Origin of the sequence: Halochromatium glycolicum (assembly GCF_016584085.1) — a bacterium.
In the GTDB taxonomy this organism is placed as follows: domain Bacteria; phylum Pseudomonadota; class Gammaproteobacteria; order Chromatiales; family Chromatiaceae; genus Lamprobacter; species Lamprobacter glycolicus.
In genome coordinates this window covers 55,562-74,471 of sequence record NZ_NRSJ01000021.1, presented here as the reverse complement: position 1 = coordinate 74,471, position 18,910 = coordinate 55,562, and the positions used below count along the sequence as shown (strand labels likewise).

Annotated in this window: 15 protein-coding genes; 7 read left to right on the top strand and 8 right to left on the bottom strand. The window is 64.8% G+C overall.

From position 1 onward, the window contains the following. Position 1 precedes the first annotated feature (1 nt). Positions 2–688 carry a hypothetical protein gene (locus CKO40_RS12560; protein WP_200346563.1) on the bottom strand — a complete coding sequence of 229 codons (687 nt, stop codon included), beginning with the start codon at positions 686–688 and terminating at the stop codon, positions 2–4. Positions 689–980: 292 nt separating this feature from the next. On the opposite strand from CKO40_RS12560, the gene CKO40_RS12555 reads away from it, so the two are divergent. Beyond that, entirely contained in the window at positions 981–1,886 is a 906-nt protein-coding gene (locus tag CKO40_RS12555) for a bile acid:sodium symporter family protein (RefSeq protein ID WP_200346562.1), read from the top strand. Positions 1,887–1,916: 30 nt separating this feature from the next. Here CKO40_RS12555 and CKO40_RS12550 read toward each other — a convergent pair whose 3' ends face one another. Next, on the bottom strand, positions 1,917–3,710 hold the full coding sequence (locus tag CKO40_RS12550; RefSeq protein ID WP_200346561.1) for an AAA family ATPase: 1,794 nt from the start codon (positions 3,708–3,710) through the stop codon (positions 1,917–1,919). Between the two features lie 296 nt (positions 3,711–4,006). Here CKO40_RS12550 and typA point away from each other — a divergent pair, with 296 nt between their 5' ends. The 5 genes from typA to CKO40_RS12525 all read left to right on the top strand — a co-directional run bounded on the left by typA (position 4,007) and on the right by CKO40_RS12525 (position 9,698). Then, complete coding sequence (gene typA / locus CKO40_RS12545; protein WP_200346560.1) at positions 4,007–5,818, top strand: translational GTPase TypA; 1,812 nt, start codon at positions 4,007–4,009, stop codon at positions 5,816–5,818. 149 nt (positions 5,819–5,967) lie between these two features. Next, on the top strand, positions 5,968–7,023 hold the full coding sequence (gene dusA / locus CKO40_RS12540; RefSeq protein WP_200346559.1) for a tRNA dihydrouridine(20/20a) synthase DusA: 1,056 nt from the start codon (positions 5,968–5,970) through the stop codon (positions 7,021–7,023). A gap of 137 nt (positions 7,024–7,160) precedes the next feature. Then, positions 7,161–8,063 carry a DMT family transporter gene (locus CKO40_RS12535; RefSeq protein WP_200346558.1) on the top strand — a complete coding sequence of 301 codons (903 nt, stop codon included), beginning with the start codon at positions 7,161–7,163 and terminating at the stop codon, positions 8,061–8,063. Positions 8,064–8,272: 209 nt separating this feature from the next. Then, entirely contained in the window at positions 8,273–8,878 is a 606-nt protein-coding gene (locus tag CKO40_RS12530) for a DNA-deoxyinosine glycosylase (RefSeq protein ID WP_200346557.1), read from the top strand. 91 nt (positions 8,879–8,969) lie between these two features. Beyond that, entirely contained in the window at positions 8,970–9,698 is a 729-nt protein-coding gene (locus tag CKO40_RS12525) for a PP2C family protein-serine/threonine phosphatase (RefSeq protein ID WP_200346556.1), read from the top strand. 89 nt (positions 9,699–9,787) lie between these two features. On the opposite strand, the gene CKO40_RS12520 is transcribed toward CKO40_RS12525, so the two are convergent. The 6 genes from CKO40_RS12520 to CKO40_RS12495 form a co-directional block, all read right to left on the bottom strand. Further along, positions 9,788–10,444 carry a thiopurine S-methyltransferase gene (locus CKO40_RS12520; RefSeq protein WP_200346555.1) on the bottom strand — a complete coding sequence of 219 codons (657 nt, stop codon included), beginning with the start codon at positions 10,442–10,444 and terminating at the stop codon, positions 9,788–9,790. Between the two features lie 46 nt (positions 10,445–10,490). Then, a complete protein-coding gene (locus tag CKO40_RS12515; protein WP_338074169.1) occupies positions 10,491–12,236 on the bottom strand; it encodes a PhoX family protein in 1,746 nt (581 codons plus the stop codon). 305 nt (positions 12,237–12,541) lie between these two features. Beyond that, positions 12,542–14,098, bottom strand: coding sequence for a polyphosphate:AMP phosphotransferase (gene pap / locus CKO40_RS12510; RefSeq protein ID WP_200346553.1), 1,557 nt, complete (start codon positions 14,096–14,098; stop codon positions 12,542–12,544). Positions 14,099–14,247: 149 nt separating this feature from the next. Next, the gene (locus tag CKO40_RS12505) at positions 14,248–15,816 is read right to left on the bottom strand and encodes a GGDEF domain-containing protein (RefSeq protein WP_200346552.1); all 1,569 of its coding nucleotides are present in this window, start codon (positions 15,814–15,816) and stop codon (positions 14,248–14,250) included. Between the two features lie 101 nt (positions 15,817–15,917). Further along, entirely contained in the window at positions 15,918–16,430 is a 513-nt protein-coding gene (locus CKO40_RS12500) for a hotdog domain-containing protein (RefSeq protein ID WP_200346551.1), read from the bottom strand. A 226-nt stretch (positions 16,431–16,656) separates the two neighbouring features. Beyond that, a complete protein-coding gene (locus CKO40_RS12495; protein ID WP_200346550.1) occupies positions 16,657–17,778 on the bottom strand; it encodes an aminotransferase class V-fold PLP-dependent enzyme in 1,122 nt (373 codons plus the stop codon). Positions 17,779–17,970: 192 nt separating this feature from the next. On the opposite strand from CKO40_RS12495, the gene gmk reads away from it, so the two are divergent. After that, the gene (gene gmk, locus CKO40_RS12490; protein WP_242477005.1) at positions 17,971–18,618 is read left to right on the top strand and encodes a guanylate kinase; all 648 of its coding nucleotides are present in this window, start codon (positions 17,971–17,973) and stop codon (positions 18,616–18,618) included. Positions 18,619–18,910 lie beyond the last annotated feature (292 nt).

Sequence of the window (18,910 nt, the reverse complement as noted above, 5' to 3'; positions counted from 1 at the left end):
CTTAAGGTAGCGGGGTAGGCTCCTCTTCCGCCGGGGTCGTCTCCACCTGATCGGCCTCGGACCGGTTTGTTACGCTGTCGCGACCCGAGTCGCGACCCGAGTCGCGATCCGACTCCATTACAGGGTCCGTCAGGGGCGTTGTCGAAGGTAGATCGACGGGGTCGACATCGACGCCGGCGGCAAGCTCCTCGGTCTCGTTCTGAGCCGGCTGTTCGGTTGCGGCTTGCTCGGCGTTGGCCTGGGCCTTGCATTCCTCGGCAAAACACTGGGCGAGCTGATCGATGATGCAGCCGGTGGCCGGTACATTCGCGTTTGCAGCCGGATGCGCGAGCAGGACCTGGTTCAGGAACTCGTCGTTCGAGATGTCGCCGCGGTAGAGGGCGCTGGTCAGGTCGTTGAATACGGTGTCGCCCTCCATGAGCTCGGCCACCGTGGTCTCACCGACGCTCTTGTCGCCGCAGCTCGCCTTGGCCATGGCCCGAAACCCGGACTCGCTCGGACGGCTGAAGGGATTGCCCAGCTGGGTGAGCGGCTCGCTCATGCGCGGCTCGGACCCGCAGCCGGCGAGACTGAAAGCCGCCGCGATCGTTAGGGAGGCGAGCCCGACGAGGTTGCGCACTGGATGGTCTGCCATTCGGGGGCTGGGGTCGTCGCTTGGGACGATGCGCTGGCGCGTTGACTGATGCATGGCGGCTCCTTTTGCGGCTGACCCGCGGTAATCTAGAACGATCAGCGGGGCATTGTAGCGGGTTGGTCCGGACAGCGGTGCGTCACGGAACCAGCCCAAGCTCGTCGGGTTATGGTCACTCGCCCTGGTTTCCGGACAGGCTGAGCCCATTGGTTCTGACTTTTCCGGCGCTTTCTGGCCGGCGATCAGGCGGAATGGCTATAGCTTGGTGGGGCCTGTATCTCGGCGGGCGCACCGGGCCTTCCACCTGTCCCGACTCCGTGCTCTCGATCTGTCGCATGCAAGCTGTCTCATGCAAGCCATCACGACACTATTTCCACTCTGGGCGCTGCTCGGCTCCTTGCTCGCCTACGTTCAGCCAGAGCCCTTCGTCGCCGCCAAGCCGGCGATCGTGCCGCTGCTCGGGCTGGTGATGTTCGGGATGGGGATGACCCTCACCTGGCGCAGCTTCGCGCAGGTGCTGCGGCGACCGGCTCGGGTCGGGCTCGGGATTGCGCTGCAGTACGGGGTGATGCCGCTGGCGGCCTTGCTGGTGGGGCTGACGCTCGGGCTGCCGCCGGCACTGCTCGCCGGGCTGGTGCTGGTCGGTGCGAGTCCGGGCGGGACCGCGTCGAACGTGGTCTGCTTCCTGGCACGCGGCGATGTGGCGCTGTCGATCACGCTGACGACGGTCTCGACCCTGCTCGCGATCGGCGCGACACCGCTGCTGACCTGGCTCTATGTCGGTGAGCGCGTGCCGGTGCCGGTCTGGTCGATGCTGCAGTCGATCTTCCAGGTCGTACTGTTACCGGTCGGACTCGGGGTGCTGGTCAACTCGCTCGCCCACCGCTGGCTGGTGCGGGTGCAGCCGCTATTTCCGGTGATCTCGGTATTGGCGATCGTCGTGATCATCGCGATCGTGGTCGCATTGAACCGCGACAATCTCGCGAGCCTGGGCTGGACGGTCGCGCTCGCGGTGATCGTCCATAACGCGATTGGGCTCAGTGCCGGCTATGGCATCGGCCGGCTCGCGACCGGCGACGAGCGTACCGCGCGCACCCTCGCAGTCGAGGTCGGGATGCAGAACTCCGGGCTCGCAGTGGCGCTCGCGGTCAAATACTTCGCGCCCGCCGCGGCATTGCCGGGGGCCCTGTTCTCGGTCTGGCACAACCTGTCCGGCTCACTGCTCGCGGCCTGGTGGTCAAGGCGGCCGGCATAGCCGGCCAGGCGGTGGCTTCGGTCCGTCTGGCTAACCGGCTAACGCCGGCGGACCGGAGCGGCTGCGCCACACCAGGCGCTCGAACCCGAGTGCGACCACCGCGTGGGTGTGCAAATGCAGGCGCTCGCCATAGGCCTGCTCCAGGCCGCGGCGGTGGCGGGCCAGCTGGGCCTCGGCCGCGTCCAGGCAGGCGGCCACCTTGGGCTGAGCGCTGAGCGCCTCGCGCGGCTGCGCGCGCAGGGCCTCTGCTGTCTCGCCGAGGTCCTGCAGGCTCAGGTATTTGAACGCGAACAGGTGATCGAGCAGGGCGAAGCGGCGCATCTCCTCGCGCACGATCAGCGAGAGATCGCCATGGCCCCGCGCGATGGCGGTCTCCGAGTCCATCACGTAGAAGATGTCGGCGAAGAGGGCGATGAGAAAGACGGTCTTGATGGTCAGCTCGTTGGACCAGCGATAGTCGCGGTTGTCGAACACGCGCAGGTGGTTGGCTTCGAGCACCTCGACCAAGGGGGCGAGCTCACCGCTGGTGTAAAGGCCTTCGGCCGCCGCGCGCAGGCGCTCACGCTCGGGGTAGTTGGGAAAGCGCTGGTCGCGGAACTTCTCGATGTAGAGTTTGCGAATGACCAAGTTGGGGATGCCCAGCATCAGACGCCCCATCGCGTCCTGGTCCCTGAGCGTGAGCGCGCCGAGAAAGTACAGCAAAGAGCCCAGATACGGCGCATCCCTGGGCGCACGCCGCAGGTCGTCAATACCAAAGCGGTGCGCCAGGCTGGCGATCACCGGCGGGTGCTCGGGATCGAGCGCGGCGCCGATCAGCGCCTCCCCATGCGGCTGGCCGGCGACGAAGTCGATGCGGTTGCGATCCATGGCGAGGTTGCTATCGAGCATCTCGCGCGGCGGCGCGCTGGTGGTCGCCAGGGCCTCGAAGAAGTACAGCGCCAGGGTCGGATTGTAGAGCCCCGGGCCGGGCTCATAGCCGAAGCGGTAGCCGTTGTACCAGACCCGCATGGTCTCGAGCATGCGCGCGGACCAGGCGGGCGCGTGCTGCTGCTCAGCGCCGAGCTGGTGCAGCACCGCAGCGATCTCGTCTTCGCTGAAGCCGCACAGGTCGACAAAGCGGGCATCGAGACTCAGGTCCTTGGCGACGTTGTAGCCACTGGAGATGTCGGCCAGCACCACTGGCGAGACCCCGGTGATGAACACCCGGTCGATGCCTTGGCCGGAGGCCAGGGATTTGACCGCCTTGAACAGGGTCTTGAGCAGGCCCTCGCCCGAGACCAGGGCGTCGTAATCGGCGCGGCGCCCATGCATCAGCTCGTTGGCGAAGTTGTCGTACTCGTCGATCAGCAGGTAGAGATCATGGCCCCGGGCGCGGGCGGCGCTGACCGCAGAGCGGAAGGAAACCAGGCCATCGTAGGGGTGATAGCGCAGCTCGCGACCAAGCTGATCGGCATAGCGCACCCCGAAGTCAGCGACTTGGGCATTGAGATGGTTGTGCAACGCCTGGCGAATCTCAGCCAGATTGCCGCTGGCATCGACCATCGAGAAGTCCCAGCGCAGCACGAAGTAGTGATTGCGCCGCGCGGTGGGCACCTGGCCGATGGCGAGCGAGCCGAACAGCGCGTCGAATTCCGCCGCGCGCGCCAGGTCGTAATAGTTCTCGAGCGTGGTCAGCCAGGCGGTCTTGCCGAAGCGGCGCGGGCGCAGAAACAGCAGCTGCTTGCCCGCTTCTTCCAGCGTACGGATACGCTCAGTGCGATCGGCGTAGTAGTAGCCTTCGCAGCGGATGGCGTGGAAATCAGCGGTGCCGTAGGGGAACTTCATGGCTGGTCAGCGAGCAGCGAGGACTGCGGGCAGTATAGGGCAGCAGTGCGGCATCCCCATTGTGCCCATGGCGCAGGGTTGGTTCCATGCTGAATGTGCTCGCGCGCAGCAGGGGCGTGGCTGCGATGTGGCAGAATCCTGTCTGAGTGCGCCGTGTTTCGGTGCATAATAGGCGGCGATTCTGCTGCTCTGCCTTGGCCCTGCCAGCCTGCGCGGCGCGTCTTGCTTTCCTCTCATCGCCCTCGTGTCGGCCAACGGCTGCATCCGCCGCTGGCCGCATTGGAGTATCTGTTTCTGTGACCGAGCAATTGCGCAACATCGCCATCATCGCCCATGTCGATCATGGCAAGACCAGCCTCGTCGACAAGCTGCTGGCCCAGTCCGGGACGCTCGGCGACCGCTTCGGCCCGGTCGAGCGGGTCATGGACTCGAACGACCTCGAACGCGAGCGCGGGATCACGATCCTGTCGAAGAACACCGCGATCGACTGGAACGGCTACCGCATCAATATCGTCGATACCCCGGGCCATGCCGACTTCGGCGGCGAGGTCGAGCGCGTGCTGTCGATGGTCGACTCGGTGCTGCTGCTGGTCGATGCCCAGGAGGGGCCGATGCCGCAGACCCGCTTCGTGACCAGCAAGGCGTTCCAGCATGGGCTGCGGCCGATCGTCGTCGTCAACAAGATCGATAAGCCCGGCGCCCGGCCGAGCTGGGTGGTCGATCAGGTGTTCGATCTGTTCGATCGGCTCGGCGCCAGTGACGAGCAGCTCGATTTCCCGATCATCTATGCCTCCGCGATCAACGGCTATGCCGGCCCGGACGAGGCCGTGCGCGACGGCGACATGACCCCGCTGTTCGAGGCGATCGTCGAGCATTGCCCGCCGCCCGAGGTGATCCCGGATGCGCCCTTCCAGATGCAGATCTCGACCCTCGACTATTCGAGCTTCGTCGGCGCGATCGCGCTCGGGCGCATCCGCCGCGGCACGGTCCGGCCGAACCAGCCGATCACCGTCATCAAGCGCGACGGCGATACCCACAAGGCCAAGGTCGGTCTGGTCTACGGTTACCTCGGGCTCGATCGCTACGAGGTCGCGAGCGCCCATGCCGGGGAGATCGTCGCGCTGACCGGGATCGACGCGCCGAACGTCTCCGATACCCTCTGCGACCCGGCCGCGGTCGAGCCGCTGCCGGCGCTCACGGTCGATGAGCCGACGGTCTCGATGACCTTCCAGGTCAACACCTCGCCGTTCGCGGGCAAGGACGGCAAGTACCTGACCAGTCGCCAGCTCAAGGACCGGCTCGAGCGCGAGCTGATCCACAACGTCGCGCTGCGGGTCGAGGAGGGCAATGATCCGGAGAAGTTCCGCGTCTCCGGCCGCGGCGAGCTGCACCTGTCGATCCTGCTCGAGAACATGCGCCGCGAGGGCTACGAGCTGGCCGTCTCGAGGCCCGAGGTGATCTTCCGCGAGATCGACGGCCAGATCTGCGAGCCCTATGAGCAGCTGACCGTCGATGTCGACGAGTCGAGCCAGGGCGCGATCATGCAAGCGCTCGGCGAGCGCCGCGCCGAGCTCAAGGACATGGTGCCGGACGGGCAGGGCCGGGTACGGCTCGACTACGAGGTCCCGTCGCGCGGGCTGATCGGGTTCCAGACCGAGTTCATGTCGCTGACCTCGGGTACCGGACTCAAATATCATGTGTTCGACCACTATGGCCCAGCGCACTCGGGCGGCATCGCTAAGCGCCGCAACGGGGCGATGATCGCCAACGCCCAGGGCAAGGTGCTCGGCTATGCGCTGTTCAATCTGCAGGAACGCGGCCGGATGCTGGTCGCGCCCGGTGACGAGGTCTACGAGGGGCAGGTGGTCGGCATCCACTCACGGGACAACGATCTGGTCGTCAATCCGCTCAAGGCCAAGCAGTTGACCAATATCCGTGCGGCCGGCTCCGATGAGAACATCCTGCTGACGCCGCCGGTGCGCTTCACGCTCGAGCAGGCGCTCGAGTTCATCGAGGACGACGAGCTGGTCGAGGTGACCCCGAGCGCGATCCGCATCCGCAAGCGTTTTCTGAAGGAGCATGAGCGCAAGCGGGCGGGGCGTGGTTGACGGGGCGGGTCGAAGCGATGACTGGTCGTTCTTCTTCGTACCGACCTCACATTGTTGAAATGGATGCTCGGGGCGGTGTTGGCCGGGATCATATCGTTGATCCTGCGGGCGCTGATCTAAGCTTAGCGCTTATTTAGGTGTCTGATTTTATGGATAGAAAGCTGTCTGTTGCACCGATGATGGAGTGGACTGATTCTCATTATCGGTACTTTGCGCGGCTGATCTCGCGCCATACCCTACTCTACACCGAGATGGTTACGACCGGCGCGCTGATCCATGGCGACCGGGAGCGCTTCCTAGGCTACGACCCGGCCGAGCACCCGGTCGCGCTGCAGCTCGGCGGCTCCGATCCGGCCGAGCTGGCTCAGTGCGCACGGATGGGCGCGGACTGGGGCTATGACGAGATCAACCTGAACGTCGGGTGTCCGTCGGACCGGGTCCAGAACGGGCGCTTCGGCGCTTGCCTGATGGCCGAGCCGGCGCTGGTCGCCGATTGCGTCGCGGCAATGAAGGCGGCGGTGACGATCCCGGTCACGGTCAAGAGCCGGATCGGGATCGATCACCAGGACAGCTATCCGGAGCTGGTCGCGTTCACCGAGGCGGTCGCCGCGGCTGGCTGCGACGCGCTGATCGTTCATGCCCGCAAGGCCTGGCTTTCGGGCCTGAGCCCGCGCGAGAACCGCGAGGTGCCGCCGCTGCGCTGGGATTGGGTGGTCGCGCTGAAGCAGAATTTCCCCAGATTGCCGATCGTGCTCAACGGCGGTGTCACGACGCTGACGCAGGTCGAGGAATGGCTCCCCTCGCTCAATGGCGTGATGATCGGGCGCGAGGCCTATCAGAACCCCTGGGTCCTGGCCGATGCCGATCGGCGCCTCTTCGGTGCGCCGAATCCGGTCTCGACGCCGGAATATCTGCTGAGCGCCTTCCGACCCTATGTGCAGCGCCAACTGGCCGCGGGCGTGCCGTTGGCCGCGATGACGCGGCACCTGCTCGGGCTCTTTCTTGGCCGCCCCGGTGCCAAGGCCTGGCGGCGGACGCTGAGCGAGCGGGCGCATCGGCCCGGGGCCGGGATCGAGGTGCTGGATGCGGCCGCGCAATGCGTCTTGACGCCGATCCCGGTGGCGATCCCAGCGCCGTCTCAGGCCTTGGAAAATGCTGCCTCGGAGGTGGAGGCTGAGGCGGATCGACGCGTTGCCATCGATTGATGCCGGAGCAGGCGCTTGCAGTCGGGCAGGGAGGGAGTCCGGCACTCACCGGGCGTGGCGTTGCTCGGCGGTCAGTGCGTTCGGGAGACGGTATTGATGTCTCTCGCGTTGGCGGGCATTGCCGCGGTCGATGACCGATGACCTGGCTGCCGCTCGCGTTGCTCTGCGCCCTGAGTGTGGCCTCGGCCGATGCGGCGACCAAGGCCTGGCTGCAGGGGTTCACGGCGCGCGAGCTGACCCTGATCCGTTTCACGCTGACTGGAGCGCTGTTGTCGCCGCTGCTGTTCTGGCTGCCTGACCTCGGCAGCTTGCCGGCGGCGTTCTGGGGCTGGCTGCTGGTGCTGGTGCCTCTGGAGATCGCGGCGATGCTGCTCTATATGGCGGCGATCCGGGATCATCCGCTGTCGCTGACATTGCCGTATCTGGCGTTCACGCCGGTGTTCTCGATGGCGATCGCTGCGGTTGTGCTGGGCGAGCGGGTGAGCCTGCTCGGGCTTGCGGGGGTCCTGCTGATCGTCGTCGGGGCCTGGCTGCTGAATCTGGAGCATGCGCGGCGCGATGATTGGCGCACCTGGCTGCGGCCGCTGGGCGCGATCCGCTGGGAGGCCGGGTCGCGCATGATGCTCGGGGTGGCACTGCTCTACGGCGTGACCTCGACGCTCGGCAAGGCGGCCTTGCTCTATCTGCCATCGGCCCCGTTTGGCGCCTTCTATTTCGCAATCATCGGCCTGCTCGCAATCCCGCTGCTGGTGCTTCTGCCAGTTGGCAGTACCCCGGTCTCGTGGCGGGCGTCCTGGCAGCGTTTGGCCAGCCGGCCCGCAGCGGTTCTCACGGTCGCCGCGCTCAATGGGGTCATGGTGGTGACGCACTTCCTTGCGCTTCGGCATATTGAGGTCGCCTATATGATTGCGGTGAAACGCAGCAGCCTGCTCTTTGGCATCCTCTATGGGGCCTGGCTGTTCCAGGAGGCCAATCTGCGGTCGCGTGCGCCGGGCGGATTGTTGATGCTGGCAGGCGTGTTCGTGATCGTGCTGGCGTAGCCTCGGCTGAGCTGTCTCCACGAGACGAGCTGCGGCCGCCCAATCGCAATCTCATCGGGCGGTCCAAAACTGTTCGCGCCGGGCCTGCCGAACGGTGTCGAGCCTGCTATAAGCCCGAAGGGACGGCCCGTCGATCGCAAGGGTCTGATCTTGGTTACTGGTTTTGATCTTGGGCAGAGAGGTTGAGAACGGATTGCTGTGAAACGCAAATGGGTCCTCAGATCGGGCGAGCTGAAGTGAGCTCGGCCCAGGACAGGCTGAAGGCAGCATTCCCACCGGTGGTTGGGGAGGGCGCGCGATTGTTGATCCTAGGCTCGATGCCCGGTGAGATGTCACTCTCTCAGGGGCAGTACTATGCCCATCCGCGCAACGGCTTTTGGCCGATCCTCTGCCAATTGCTCGGTGTCGCGCCGACTGCGAGCTATGCCGAGCGATGCGCCGCACTGGTCGCCCATCGGATCGCGCTCTGGGACGTGATCGCTTTCTGTGAACGGCCTGGTAGCCTCGATCAAGCGATTCGGCAGCAAAGCATCGTGGTCAATGACTTCGCGGCCTTTTTCGCGACCTATCCTGAGATCGATCGGCTAGTCTTTAACGGCGGCACCGCCGAGCGTGAATACCGACGGCGGGTGCGGCCGGCGTTACCGTTGAAACATCAGGGCATCCGGTGTCATCGTCTCCCGTCGACGAGTCCGGCCCATGCGACGCTGAGCCTTGATCAGAAGCTGGCCGCTTGGCGTGAGATCTTGCAGTGGCTCGGCGAACCTTCTATGAAGGCCGATCAAAACGGCCGTTCGAGTCGCGCAAGCGACTGATCTAACTGGCCGCAGGAGCCTTTCGGTGAGGGCTTCTTAATGAGGCGCCCCACTCGCGGTGCGTGCAATCAATCTGTTGGAGGGATGAGCGATGAGCGCGGTTTCCGGCAGCGAAAGGTCGATAACGGCCGCCAGTCAGACCGATACGGGCCGTGTTCGGGACCATAACGAGGACAGCTGTGCCGCCCATCCCGAGCTCGGTCTCTGGCTCGTCGCCGATGGCATGGGCGGGGCGAGCAGTGGAGAGGTTGCCAGCGCGCTCGTGGTGAAGACGGTCCGCGATGGGCTGAACGGTGGAGGCGAGCTCGTCGAAGCGATTGCCGAGGCCCATCGGACGATCCACGCCGGCGTCGCCGAAGGCCGCGGCGGGGCCGGTATGGGCTCGACCGTCGTAGCGCTGCGCATCGGAGGGGACCAGTACGAGATCGCTTGGGTTGGTGATAGCCGCGCCTACCGTTTCGATGGCGACGAGCTGCGGCAGCTCTCGCGAGACCACTCCTTTGTTCAAGCGCTGGTCGAGCAGGGGGCGATTGGCTCTGACGAAGCCGATCATCACCCAGCCCGACACATCCTGACCCGAGTGCTCGGCGGCGATGATCCAGGCCCGGTTGAGGTCGAGCGGATCACCGGCAGGCTGGCCGGCGCTGAGTGCTTCCTGCTCTGCAGCGACGGCCTGACCGATGAGCTGAGCGATGATGCAATCGCGGCTGTATTGCGTGAGCGACCGAAGCCGGATCAGGCGGCGCGAGCGCTCGTTGCGGCGGCGATCGAGCGCGGCGGCCACGACAATGTCACCGTAATGGTCGTCTGCGTCGCCTGACCGGCCCACCGCCGGCCGGTGGGCGCAGTGCATTCATGCCACCCGAGATGATCGGTGCGGCCGGGCGCATGCGCGATCTTGGCCTGAGCTCAGCTTCGCGTCAGCGCGTAAAGATGCTCGGTCATCCAGTCCAGCCCCCGCCGGCGCCAACCCGGCTCTTCGGCCAGGACATCGTGATCGCCGAGATGGGTGACCTGGAACGCCTGCCGATAGAGCTGGTGCACCTCAGCATCGCTTACCGCGAACGGCGGCCCTCTCATCCGGCGCGGGTCGTAGTCGATCGTGATCAGCAACGAGCGCGTGCCCGGAGCCAGCAGCCGAGCAAGCTTGCGGACATAGTTCGGTCGCTGGTGCGGGGGGAGTGCGATCAGTGAGGCGCGGTCGTAGACCGCTCCGACATCATCGAGCTGATGCGGTTGAAGGCTGAAGTAGTCACCGACAAGCAGGACGATGTCGCCGGCGTCGAGACGCTGAAACGCGCCGGTGTTGGAGCGCTGCGCATCGAGCCGGTTCTCGCGAATGAATGCCTCGGCGGCGAGATCACTGATCTCGACCCCGAGCACTCGGTGCCCCTGCGCGGCCAGCCAGAGCAGGTCGCGTGCCTTGCCGCACAGCGGCACGAAGACGCGCGTCGTCGCCGGGACCCCGAGCTGGGGCCAGTGCTCGGTAAGGTGGCGGTTGATCTCGTCCTGGTGCCAGCCGATCTCACCGCGTTGCCAACGGCGTTGCCAAAAGCTTGCGTCCATCACAGAATCTGATCAGCCTCGGCGAAACAACCGGGTTCAACGGAAGTCACTGAACGCGTTGCGGTTCCCCCATCGCCGGCAGAACCAGGTAACCGGTGTAGCCGAACCGGTCGCTTGGGTTCTTGAGCTGATCTCGGTCCGATTCGCCGTAGGGATGCTGAACGACCGATGTCAGGTAGGCAAAGCCATTGATGTTCGGATAGAAGTATGGCGATGTCGTCTCCGAGCCGTAAGGCGTTGTCTGAATGCGCGTCAGCTCGCGCGTTTCGGTGTTGAACGCCCAGATCATATCGTTCTGGTGGCCAGAGCTGGTGTCCTCGCCGATGATCAGCGTGCTGTATCCGGGCACATAGGTAATATTGTCCGGGTTGGCGATGCCATCGAGGTCGCATTTGTTGACACCCTCGAACTCGGGCGATTCGGCAGCGGCGCCATAGTCGACCGTTAACGGGGTACCGGTAATGACCGGGAACAGATCGAACGCGGTGTGATGGCCATCGAGGTGCAGCCCGTAGACGGCGCCACAGACATTTCCATTCTTCAACGTGATGTGGTTCGGGCCGCCGACGTCATACTTGGGATACGGCGACTCCTTGCCGGTGCGCGCGAAGTCGAGCATGCCGCGATCGACCTCGGACATGGCGATGAAGAGCTGATGATGGTCGGGGCTATAGGTGATCCCCTCCATCTTCCGGAACTCGGTCGTGCCGCCTTGCATCGCTGCCCAACGCCTCGTTTCTAGCCGTGAGGCGATTGCTTCATCGGTGTAGTTGATCACACCGTCCGCATTGACGTCGCGAAGCGCAAGGCATTGGTGGTCGCCATCGTCGTGGCCGGCATTGATCGAGGTGTAGCCTTCTGGGCAGGTGCCCAGGTCTTTGTCGTCTTCGGAGAGCGGTTCGGCCTCGTCGAAGATGTCGGCGAAGGTATAGCGGTTGATCCAGTCGCGAACCTGCCCATCAGTCGCCCAGCCGAGAGCGACCCAGTTCAGTGTTGCCACGCCGGCACCGTACGGGGTTTTCTGATTCCACTGTGCGACCCAGAGGCTGCCGGCATCGAGCTGGCCCGGTCGGTCCGCGACGAATCGGAACAGGCCGACGTTGGTGCCATCATCGGACAGGTAGACCGTCTTTTGATCGGGCATCACGTATCCGAGCTCGAGGGCAATCCGACCCATTGCGTAATGCTTAGCGATCTCGACGTTGTCGTAGTCCGATACATCGATCTCAATCGGGTACCCATAGTCATAGGGATTCATGACCGAACGAGCGTTCGACGGGTCAGCACCAAAATACTGTGCCATCGAGGCGTTGTAGTCGCTGATCTCGTCATCGCGCCACTGTTTTGCGTCCGGTTCGTATTCCTCTGACCCGAGGTGCGTGCCCCAGGGCGTGACGCTTCCGGCGCAGTGGACCCAGCCACCATTGAACCGCGAGAGGTCGAGCGGGCGCGTGCGCAAGGCCGTGAGCAGGCCGGTCTCGGAATCCTGGGCGAGCTCGGTCAGATAGACCGCGCCGGGCCTGGACTCGAAGTGAGAGACCATGTAGAGGTCACCGTCATTGCCTTCGAGGAACGAGGTGAAGTCGTTTCCGTTCGCGATCCGTGGTGATCCGTCTTCGCTCAGCAGAGGCGAGCCGCTGATGTCATAGAGCTGGCCGAACCGAAATCCGTTAGGATCATTCGCTCCTCTGTCTCCGGAACGGAGGATGCTGTGGTAGCTGATGGGGACTCGGGCACCATCGACGATGGCGTACTCCGAGGTCAGGATCGCGCGCTTCTGTGCGTCGGTCACTGGTATCGGTGCTTCAGCGAAGGCGATCTCTCCTGTATGAGCGGCCGTGCTGAGGCCAATCGTGAAGAGTGCCCCGATAGCAGCGTATGAAAGACGAGTGCGCATTGTCATCTCCGCGGGAGTGTCGAACAGAAGCCCTGGTCTGATCGCAGCGAAGACTCGCGATCACGATCGCTGAAGGCATTAACGTGGCATTGCAAGATGATGACCGCTCGGACGCTAGCGATGAGGACAAGAGGCGGCGATGCGGCAGCTATTCAGAGTCTGGTTGGGGCTGCCGGCTCAGGGGCGGCCATGACCGCTCTTCAAGTAGCCTCCTGGGTCGTCTGATAACCACATCGCGTGATCCCGCTGCCGGGTACTGGAGCCGCGCTGTTGTCGAGGGCGGTGCGCAGGCGCTCGCAGAGGGTTCGGAGCACCTTGATCCGCGCGAACGGCTTGTCGTCGCCTTCGACGAGCGTCCAGGGGGCGTACTCGGTACTGGTACGGGCGACCATCTCATTGACGGCGAGCTTGTAGAGCGGCCATTTCTCGCGATTGCGCCAGTCCTCATCGGTGATCTTGTACTGCTTGTAGGGGGTCTGCTCACGATCCTGGAAGCGCCGCAGCTGTTCGTCCTCGCTGACCTGAAGCCAGAACTTGAGTAGAACCGCTCCGTTCTCGACCAGCTGTTCTTCGAACTCGTTGATCTCGCTGTAGGCCCGCCGCCATTCGGTTTCGCTCGCGAAGCCCTCGACGCGCTCGACCAGCACACGGCCGTACCAGGAGCGGTCGTAGATGATCATGTGCCCAGCGCGCGGCAGGTGCCTCCAGAAGCGCCAGAGGTAATGATGGGCCTTCTCCTCGTCGGTGGGCGCGGCGATCGGGATGGTGCGGTAGAGGCGCGCATCGACGGCACTGGTGATGCGGCGGATCGCGCCGCCCTTGCCGCCGGCATCGGCGCCCTCGAAGACCAGCACGATCGAGCGCTTCTGGTTATAGGCCCGCCAGGCAAGATCGTTGACCTCACGCTGGTACTGCTTGAGCAACGTCTTGTACTCATCTCGTTCGAGTCTCTGTGACAGGTCGAGCTGGTCTAGCAGTGTGATCTGGGCGCTCGTCGATTCCGGCAGCTCGAGCGGATCGGCGGTCGCGGGCGGCTCGATCGGCAGCGGCTGCTTCAATCGGGCGCGGATCGCCTGCAGCAGGGTCTTACCGACCGTGAGATCACGGTAACGCTTGTCTTCGGCCTCGATCAGGTACCAGGGGGCGATGCCGCGATCCGTTTGGCGGATCACGCGCTCTGCGATGTACTCGAACAGCTGATACTGCTCGCTGAACTTCGATTTCTTTGGCAGCATCTTCCAGCGGCTGCGATCGTCGCGCGAGAGCTCCTTGAGCCGGGCCTTCTGATCGGGCTCGGACAAGTGGAACCAGAACTTTACGACCAGGTTGCCGTCTTGGGTGAGGGCGCGCTCGAAATCGACGATCCGCGCCAGCTCGGCATCCAGCGCTGCGTCGTCGCAATGGCCGGCGAAACGGTGCTCGATCGGGGCTAGGTACCAACCGCCGAACAGGATCGCGATCTCGCCGCGTGCCGGCAGTGTGCGCCAGAAGCGCCAGTATCGGGGGCGTTCGTTCTCCTCGTCGCTCTGGTCCCAGAACGCGAAGGTCTGCATGCCGCGGGTGTCGAGCCATTCGTTGAGGCGATTGACGACCTCGCCCTTGCCGGCGGCCTCGACCCCGGCCACGATCACGATCACCGGAATGCGGCTCTCGGTGAGCTCGCGCTGGGCCTCGAGCAACTGGGTCCGCAGCTCGTCGCGCTGGGCTTTGAAATCTTGCTTGCTGACCGAGCGGCCAACCTTCGCTGCTTCGAACATTGCTGCCTCTGACTTGAGCGTGTTGGCTGCCATCACAGAACAGCCTAATGCAATGCATGCTAGCCCATCCCCGGCGCATCGGCGAGCGGCGGCAGGGGCCGGCTCTTGCCGGCGGTGGCGACCAGCCGATCATTAGGCGCGCTCCGGCGTTAGACTGCTTTCATTCGCATCTTGTCCTGATACATCTCCTGGTCCGCGGCCTGCAGGATGCTCTGCTCGGTCTCGTCTTGCGACGAGCTGGGAAAGAGGGCGCGGCCGACGCTGATCGACAGTCTCAGCTCCGGATAGCCCTGCACGCGGCAGGCCGCGACCGCCTGCTTCCACTGGCCGATGATGGCGTCGGCCTGATGCGGGGTGGCGACGTTCGGCAGGAGCACGACGAATTCGTCGCCGCCGTAGCGGGCGACGGTGTCGCCCTTGCGTGAGCGGTCCATCAGGATGCGGGCGATCGCCTTGAGCGCCTCGTCGCCGGCGTGATGACCGAAGCGGTCGTTCACATGCTTGAAGTCGTTGAGGTCGACGAAGGCGAGACAATGTCGTGTTCCCTGGCGGACGCTGCGGCTGTAGAGGTTGGGGAACGCCTCCTCGAAAAACGCCCGGTTCAATGTTCGGGTGAGCGCATCGCGGCTCGCTTTGAGGTGGAGGTCATCCGCATACGTCTGAAGAGACTCCTTTTCCCTGATCTCGGTGAGGAGCCGGCGGTTCACCTGTTCCGACAGGGCTAGGGCCCTGCGCTGGCTCGAGACCGCGGCATTGGTGAAATAGGCGATCGACCCGACGGCGATCATGGCGACCTGGTACTCGGGGGCCTTGGCGAGCAAACCAAAGGCCGAGGCCGTATAGGCGAGCGCGAAGGTCGACACCGCCGGCACCACGTAGACGACCGGCGAGCGGGCCTTGTAGATGGTCCAGAGCAGGGAGATGACCATCGCATACACAGGGAGTGATAGCCCGAACTGCTCGGGGTAGGTGTAGGCCAGATACATGCCGATGGAAAAGAAGAGCAACGCCAACGGCACATAGAGGGCATCCCGGCTAGCGAGGCGTTTCGGGTGGACATCGTCGTCGTAGACGAACCGGTAGCCAAGGTCCGCGCCGATCAGCTCGAGCAACATCAGATGCAGGTAGACGAGGGCGAGACTGAGGCAGAGCGCCGCCACCATGTCGCCGATCCACCGCACCGCCACCATGTGCAGCATCAGGGTGTAGGGCGTGCCATCCAACAGATGTTGGAGGTAGGCCCCGAGGAACGCGGCGCCGCCCGCGGCGATCGGGATCACGAACAGGAAGCGCATGATTTGCCCGGGATTGCGCGGGTTGAACACGCCATGAGTCGCCCGGTGCAGCAGGGACACGCCGGCCCAGTAGGGGAGGGCGTGGGCAAGCGGATAGCCCAGGAGCCGAAGGACCGATTGGGCCGGGTCGACGCCTGGCCCGAGGGTCGGGTCGTTCAGCAGCGTCGTCGCCGCGACACAGCAGAGCACGATCGGAAAGGCGCGACCGCCCAGCAGCAGGAACAGGGCGACCGAGAGCCCCGCCGGCGCATACCAGAAGCTCGCGTGCGTATTGTAGGCGAGAAACGCCGACAGCTTGAACAGGATGAGCTGAAGCGCGACCGAAAAGACGAGCAGCGTTGCGTAGTGCAGTAGAGACCGTCTCGACGGGGCGGGTCTCCCGCCCCACAGTGCGCTGAGTCTCCAAAACCCGATGGGCTTCATGGCGCGGGTGCCTTACTGCAATCATCGCCCGCTGAGGTGGGCGTTCTCTCGTCGATTGGTATGGTGATCGAGGCGGCTGATCGCCACGCCACCCGTAGATGCTAGAGCGGCTCAGCGAGGGGGTCAATCGGCGCATCGGCGAGCGGCGGCAGGCGCCGGCTCTTGCCCTCGGCATCGACGGCGACGAAGACCAGACGGCCCTGGGCGACCTCTCGCGTCTGGCCGGGCTTGGAGGCGCGCCGGGCCCAGATGCTGACATCGACGGTCACCGAGCGCTTGCCGCTCGCCTGCAGCCGGGCGTAGAGATCGACGAGGTCGCCGACTTGCACCGGCGCCAGGAACTGAAACGATTGGATCGCCACGGTGGCGACCCGCCCCTGGGCCCGGGCGACGGCGACCGTGGCGGCGGCGATATCGGCCTGCGACAGCAGCCAGCCGCCAAAGATGTCGCCATAGGGATTGGTGTCGGCGGGCGCGGCGAACACACGCAGTGCAAGCTGCCACGCGTGCAGTTTCTCCGGCGACGCCGTGAGCGGCTGGTCGATGGGGCTTGGATGGTCGCTGGGCTGGTCACTGGGCTGAACAGTGGGCTGGTCAGTGGGGCGGTCGGACATCAGGATCTTCCCTGTCACAAGGGCTTAAGGTTCAGAGGGCTCAAGGGTCTCGTCGCAGCATCGACTGAAGCGCTTCGGGGGGCGTCGTCGAGAGAGTCTATCGGCGCAGCGGCCAAGCGCCGTTGCATATGAAGCCCGAACAGAAATGACTCCTACTGCGAGCGAATTCAGGCTGCGAGCGAATTCAGGAGCTTGCTCAAGTCAAACGGCCGTTTTGATCGGGGCTCTAGGTCAAAGCCCGCTTGGTGAGCGCGATCGCGCGCTCGAGATGTTGCTCGGGCGTATAGAAATGCGGTGAGAAGCGCAGGCCGCCGCCGCGGCTCGCGCACATCAGGCCTTGCGCCATCAGGCGCTGATAGAGGGCGGCCTGGTCGACATCCGGCACCCGAAAGGTGACGATACCGGCGCGCTGCTCGGTCTCGCGCGGCGATAGCAGCTCGAAGCCGGCCTGGTCGATCAGCTCGACCAACCGCGCGGTGCGTTCCTCGATCGCGCTGGCGATGGTCTCGAGGCCGACCTCTTCGAGCAGCGACAGGCTCGCCTCCAGGGCATGGATGCCGAGCATGTTGGGGCTGCCACACTCGAAGCGGCGCGCGCTCGGGGCCGGCTGCCAATCGGTGCGATCGAAGGCGCCCATGTCCTCGACCATGTGCCAACCGTGCTCGGTCAGCCTGAGCTGATCGCGCAGCTCGGGGCGGCACCAGAACAGCGCCAGGCCCTCGGGGCCGAGCAGCCACTTGTGGCCGTCGGCGACGACGAAGTCGACCGGACTGCGGGCGAGATCGAATGGTTGCGCGCCGAGCCCCTGGATCGCATCCAGACAGAGCAGGATGCCTTGCTCACGACAGCGATGCGCCAGCGACGCGATATCCAGGCGCCGTCCGCGCGCATACTGGACCCAGCTGATGGCGACGAGCCGTGTCTGGGCGTCGCAATGTGCGAGCAGGTCCGCCTCCGGTGCGCTGCTGGCGTCGAGGTCGAGCGTCCGCATCTCAACCCCTTGATCGGCGAGGGCCTCCCAGACGATGCGATTCGACGGGAACTCCTGCGCGATCGAGACGATGTTCTCGCCGGGCTGCCAGCTCAGCCCCTGAGCGATGAACGAGAGCCCTTCCGAGGTGCTCTTCAGCAGGGCGATCTCATCGGCGCAGTCCGCGCCGAGCAGGCGCGCCGCGCGCTCGCGCAGCCGCTGCTCGACCCGGAGCCAGTCCAGATAGCGCTTTGAACCGAGCTGCCCGCTCTCCGTGGCGAGCTGGGTCACGGCCTTGACCGTGCGTTGCGGCCAGGGCGCGATCGCAGCATGATTCAGATAGAGCAGGTTCGGGTCGAGCGCGAATTCGGGGTGCATTGCGGCAATGATTATTCGGTTAGGAGTGGCCGATCATGCTGCCAGCAATGCCGCGTCGGGGAAAGGCTGAGGTCGTCGCTGCGGTTGCTTGTCGCGCTGCGCTCGCTCAGCATAATGCGTGAGTTCGTTGGGCCAATCCCGTGCCAAGCCCGCACCAAGCCCGCACCAAGCCCGCACCAAACAGGAAGAGCTATGTCCGCAACCGAGATGGCGGCGACCAAGTCGCCCCAGGGTATCCTGTTCGTCGTGTCCGCGCCGTCAGGGGCCGGCAAGACCAGTCTGGTCCGAGCGCTGCTCGAGGGTGATGCGGACCTGCAGCTGTCGGTTTCCTACACGACGCGGGCACGTCGGTCCGGTGAGATCGACGGCCAGCATTACCACTTCGTCGACCAAGACACCTTCGAGCAGATGGTCGCTGCCGATGCCTTCGTCGAGTACGCGCGCGTGTTCGGCAATGCCTATGGTACCGCCGCCGCAACGCTGCGCGAGACCCTCGATGGCGGGCAGGACCTGCTGCTCGAGATCGATTGGCAGGGCGCGCGCCAGGTGCGGCAGCGCTTTCCCGAGTCGGTCTCAGTGTTCATCGTGCCGCCGTCATTGTCGGCGCTCGATGCACGCCTGCGCGGAAGAGGGCAAGACAGTGACGCCGTGATCCGCGAGCGGATGGACAAGGCCCGAGATGAGCTCTCGCATTGGAGCGAGTATCAGTATCTCGTCGTCAATGACCGGTTTGATCAGGCGCTCTCGGAGCTGCGCAGCATCGTGACGGCCGAGCGCCTGCGCACCGCCCAACAGGCAGCGCGCTTGCGCGAGCCATTGCGATCCATGCTCGAATCCTAACTGCGAGCCCCGAGCGTGAGAAGACCGGCGCCAATGCCTGTTTGTGTTCGGCGCCAAGCGGTGATTGTCAAGCTAGACGTGCTGTTCCGACGTATTTCTGGTAACGTTTTATGCCTCTGCTGTTGTCTTGAATCTGCCACCGCGCTGAACCGCGCTCACCCTCCGGCTGCCTTCCGCGGTCTTGACTCGGCGCGCTTGGGGCAACTTCGCATACGCAGCTTGGTCTCAGTTTGACGAAGTGCGCGCTGATCGGGTCGCGGCCGCGATTCGGCAGCGCGTCTTCCGGCATTGT